Genomic DNA, 4,511 nt, shown 5'->3' on the forward strand with positions numbered 1-4,511 from the left:
CGGCCCTGCGTCAGCGGTGGCGCGGGGCCGATGAGATCCTGGCCAGAACCGCCCGACACATGGGTGATGCCAGTGAACTGCTGGATGAAAGGGCGCAGGAGGATGCGCAAGCCTGTGGTGTCTGCGCGCAACGATTTCCTCTTGCCGGGTTGGCAGCGTTGCGGCCGGCCCGACAGCGTAACCTGTTACGCTGGTGGCTCAATCGCCAGGGGGCCAGTTCGCCCAGCGCTGCGGTGCTTGCCGAATTGCTGGCCCTGCAGGATGCCGCCGAAGACAGCCAGGCCAGGGTGGAGTGGGGGCACTGGGCGGTGCGGTTGTTTCAGGGGGCGTTGTATCTGTTGCCCCGCGAGACCCTGAGTCCCTGGCAGGGCACCTTGTCCTGGCCGCAGGGTGCGCCGCCGCCATCCCTGCCATTCTGGCAACTGTCACCCGTTGCCGGGGAGGGCTGTGTAAGCCTGATGCGGCCGCCGGGGGATCTGATCCTGCGCCCTTTCAGTGGCGGTGTGCGCCTGCTGCGAAACGGCATGCACCAGCGCATAAAGGAACTGTGGCGAGCGGCCGGTGTACCCCCCTGGCAGCGGCATCAGTGGCCACTGTTATATCGGGGCGAGACGCTGGTATCGGTGCCACTGGTGGGGTTGGCGGATGGCGAAGAGATGGCCGGTTGTGAACAATGGTTCCTGTTGCCTTCCCCACGTTAGCGATGTGACGTGATGATTGCACCGCACAGGTTCCAGCCTGCTTTTTTACGGTGCAGTTCGCCTTCGGCTCAGTGCAACCTGCGCAGCCTTCAGGTTGGCCAATGTCCTACAGCGTTGATCAATGCTGACTGATATAGCAGGGCACTTTGGGTCTGTAGCCTTGGGGCATGGACCTGCAAGGAGACCGCCATGACTCCAGCCACCTTGTTCCAAACTTCGCCTGATGACCCAAGGGTATCCATGCAAAACGCGCAACAATTATTGCAGGAGACGTTCAAACTCCAGGGATTTCGTCCCGGGCAGCAAGCGGTCATCGAGGCGCTACTGGCTGGTCGATCAGCCCTGGCGGTGTTTCCTACTGGCGGCGGCAAGAGCCTGTGTTACCAGTTGCCGGCATTGATGCTGGATGGGCTGACGCTGGTGGTGTCGCCGTTGATTGCGCTGATGAAGGATCAGGTGGATCAGCTCAATCGCCTGAATATTCCGGCAGCACGACTGGATTCCAGTGTGGATGCCGGAGAGCTGCAAGCGATTTATCGGGGGCTGGATGATGGCACCATCAAGCTGCTTTATGTGGCCCCGGAGCGGCTGGCCAATGAGCGCTTTCTGACACGGCTGAAGCGCCTGTCCATCAGCATGATGGCCGTGGATGAGGCGCACTGTGTGTCCGAGTGGGGGCATAACTTCCGTCCCGATTATCTGAAATTGGCGCAGCTGGCCCGGGATCTCAAGGTTGGCCGGGTGCTGGCACTGACGGCCACGGCCACTCCCCAAGTGGCAGAACAGATTTGCCGCAGTTTCGGCATCGCCGGGGCGGATCATGTTCAGACCGGTTTTTTCCGCCCCAACCTAGCCCTGGCTGTGCGCCCTTGTGGCAGCGCCGAGCGTGATCAGTATCTGCTGGAGCAGCTCACCAGTCGGCCTGCAGAGCCTGCCATCGTGTATGTCACCTTGCAGAAGGCCGCCGAGACCGTGGCGGCCTTTTTGCGGAAACAGGGGTTGAAGGCCCAGGCCTACCACGCCGGGCTGAAAGACGAGCCCCGCCATCAGGTGCAGGAGGCGTTCATGGCGGGTGAGACCGACATCGTGGTGGCCACCATCGCCTTTGGCATGGGTATCGACAAGGCGGATATTCGCGCTATCTACCACTACAACATGCCCAAGTCTCTGGAAAACTATATGCAGGAAATTGGTCGGGCAGGGCGGGACGGAAACCCTTCCTATTGTCAGCTATTGGCCAATCCGGATGATCTGACGGTGCTGGAAAATTTCACCTATGGAGATACGCCGGACAGTGAGTCCCTGGCTTCACTGATTCGTTGGCTGTTGGCCCAACCGACGCAATTCGATCTTTCGATCCATGAATTGTCCGGCCAGTTTGATGTGCGGCCACTGGTTATCAACACGTTGCTGACCTACCTGGAACTGGAAGGGGTGATCCTGGCCACAGCGCCGTTCTATACCGAATACAAAGTGGCGTTCCGGATACAGCGGGAAGAAATCCTGGCCGGCTTTAACCAGGAGCGGGCCGGTTTTCTGGAGCGCCTGTTTGATACAGGCAAGCAGGGCCGAATCTGGTTGACACTGCGACCCATTGAGGCTGCCCAGGCGCTGGGTGATGACCGCTTGAGGATTCTCAATGCCCTGAACTATCTGGAACAGCAGCAGATGATCGAGTTACGGGTGGCCGGTGTTCGTCAGGGCTATCGGATGCTGAACCCTCCCTCGGAAAGTGAGCCCTTGATCGTACGGATGCAGGAGCAGTTTACTCTGCGCGAGCAGCGCGATATCCAGCGCTTGCAGCAGGTGTGTGACTGGGCAGAGAGCGCCGAATGCCACCAGCAGGCATTGGTCGGCTATTTCGGCGAGACCCTCGCGCAGCCCTGTGGCCAGTGCAGCGCCTGCCTCGGCGAGCAGCCGCAGTTGCCGTCCCGTCACCGCAGAGCACCGGACCCGGCAGTGATTCAAGCCATGCGTGAGGAAAACCACCGGGCCCTGGCATCGCCCCGACAGCTGGCCCGCTTTCTCTGCGGAATCACCAGCCCCAGAGCCAGCCGCGGCAAGCTGACCCGGCATCCGGCGTTCGGCTCGCAGATGGCTACGCCGTTTTCCGAGGTGTTAGCCGCCTGCGAGAGTAACTGATTCCAGGAACAAGGGGGGCGGCAGACGTTTCGAGGTGCGAGTCACGAAAGGCCAGATCGGCTTTGCATGTCGTGACTCGCCCCTTGCAACTCGCTGGGCCTGATAAATCGCACCAGAAGTCGGAATAAGGCCTTAGGCGATCCGGGTGCTTGAGTGCCGGGTATCGTGCAGCACCACTTTTTACGCTCCCGAGAGCGATTCCGATTGAGGCGCACGGCGCCTTCTGTTAATATTTTCTCCCGTCCTGATGTAGCGCAAGCCCCTGAATTTTCAGGTGTTCAACCATCACTTGCGTAGCTGGCCAACCCGATTCAGAAAGCCCCTTGCCCGTGTCATGCGTGCAGGGTGTTTTTTTATTGGTGCCGGTTACACTGGTGAGAGTGCTACCAACCCACTAGCAATCTGGTGAGTGCATGTCACGTTTCATCTTTGTCACCGGCGGTGTGGTGTCGTCTCTGGGTAAGGGGATCACTTCAGCATCCCTGGCCACTTTGTTGGAAGCCCGCGGCCTCAACGTCACCCTGATCAAAATGGATCCCTACATCAATGTGGATCCCGGCACCATGAGCCCTTACCAGCACGGTGAGGTATTCGTGACTGAAGACGGCGCCGAAACCGACCTGGACCTGGGTCACTACGAGCGTTTTATCCGCACTCGCTTGAGTCGCCGCAACAGCTTCACCACCGGCCGTGTCTATCAGGACGTGCTGGACAAGGAGCGCCGCGGTGAATACCTGGGCGCCACCGTGCAGGTGATCCCGCATATTACCGATGAGATCAAGCTGAAGATCCGCGAAGGGGCAGGGGATGCGGACGTCGCCATCGTCGAAATCGGTGGTACCGCCGGTGACATTGAGTCCCTGCCGTTCCTGGAAGCGGCACGGCAGATGCGCGTGGAATTGGGGTCCAGCCAGTCCCTGCTGGTGCACCTGACCCTGGTTCCCTATATCGCCACTGCTGGCGAGATCAAGACCAAGCCCACCCAGCATTCCGTGAAGGAGCTGCGCTCCATCGGCCTGCAGCCGGATATTCTGGTATGCCGTGCGGATGATCCGATCCCGCAGAGTGCCCGGGACAAGATTGCCCTGTTTACCAATGTGGAAGCCCGGGCGGTGATTTCCTCACCGGATTGCAAAACCATCTATCAGGTACCCCGTGGCATGCACGAGCAGGGTCTGGATGACATCGTGGTGGAGAAGTTCGGGCTGGATCTGCCTGAGCCGGATCTGGGCGAGTGGGATCGTGTGGTGGAAGCCCAGCTCAATCCCGAGAATGAAGTCACCGTGGGCATGGTGGGCAAGTACATCGAGCTCGTGGATGCCTACAAGTCGCTCAATGAAGCCCTGATCCACGCGGGTATCAGCAACCGCGCCAAGGTCAACATCCTTTACCTGGATGCGGAAGATATCGAACGCGAAGGTACCGGCGTGTTGGCAAACCTGGATGCCATCCTGGTGCCCGGAGGCTTTGGCGACCGGGGTACCGAAGGCAAGATCGCTGCCATTCGTTATGCCCGTGAAAACAAGGTACCTTACCTGGGCATCTGCCTGGGCATGCAACTGGCGGTGATTGAATATGCCCGTCACGTGGCCGGCATCGAAAACGCCCATTCCTCCGAGCTGCGCCCGGATACGCCGGACCCGGTGGTGGGCCTGATTACCGAGTGGA

3 protein-coding genes are annotated in these 4,511 nt (G+C 60.0%); all 3 read left to right on the plus strand.

The genetic code is table 11. From position 1 onward, the window contains the following. Positions 1 to 701, plus strand: a 701-nt coding sequence (gene tilS, locus HUJ17_RS06280) for a tRNA lysidine(34) synthetase TilS (protein WP_290509883.1), incomplete at its 5' end; no start/stop codon positions are given. A gap of 240 nt (positions 702 to 941) precedes the next feature. Further along, positions 942 to 2,843 carry an ATP-dependent DNA helicase RecQ gene (locus HUJ17_RS06285; protein WP_290509884.1) on the plus strand — a complete coding sequence of 634 codons (1,902 nt, stop codon included), beginning with the start codon at positions 942 to 944 and terminating at the stop codon, positions 2,841 to 2,843. Between the two features lie 413 nt (positions 2,844 to 3,256). After that, positions 3,257 to 4,511: CTP synthase (locus tag HUJ17_RS06290; protein WP_290509885.1), on the plus strand; the 1,255-nt coding region annotated here is incomplete at its 3' end.

Source organism: Alcanivorax sp., from assembly GCF_014762765.1.
Classification (GTDB): Bacteria; Pseudomonadota; Gammaproteobacteria; order Pseudomonadales; family Alcanivoracaceae; genus Alcanivorax.

Bases quoted from the DNA above. Each gene is read 5' to 3' on its own strand.
- HUJ17_RS06285 (WP_290509884.1), top strand. From the start codon at position 942: ATGCAAAACGCGCAACAATTATTGCAGGAGACGTTCAAACTCCAGGGA.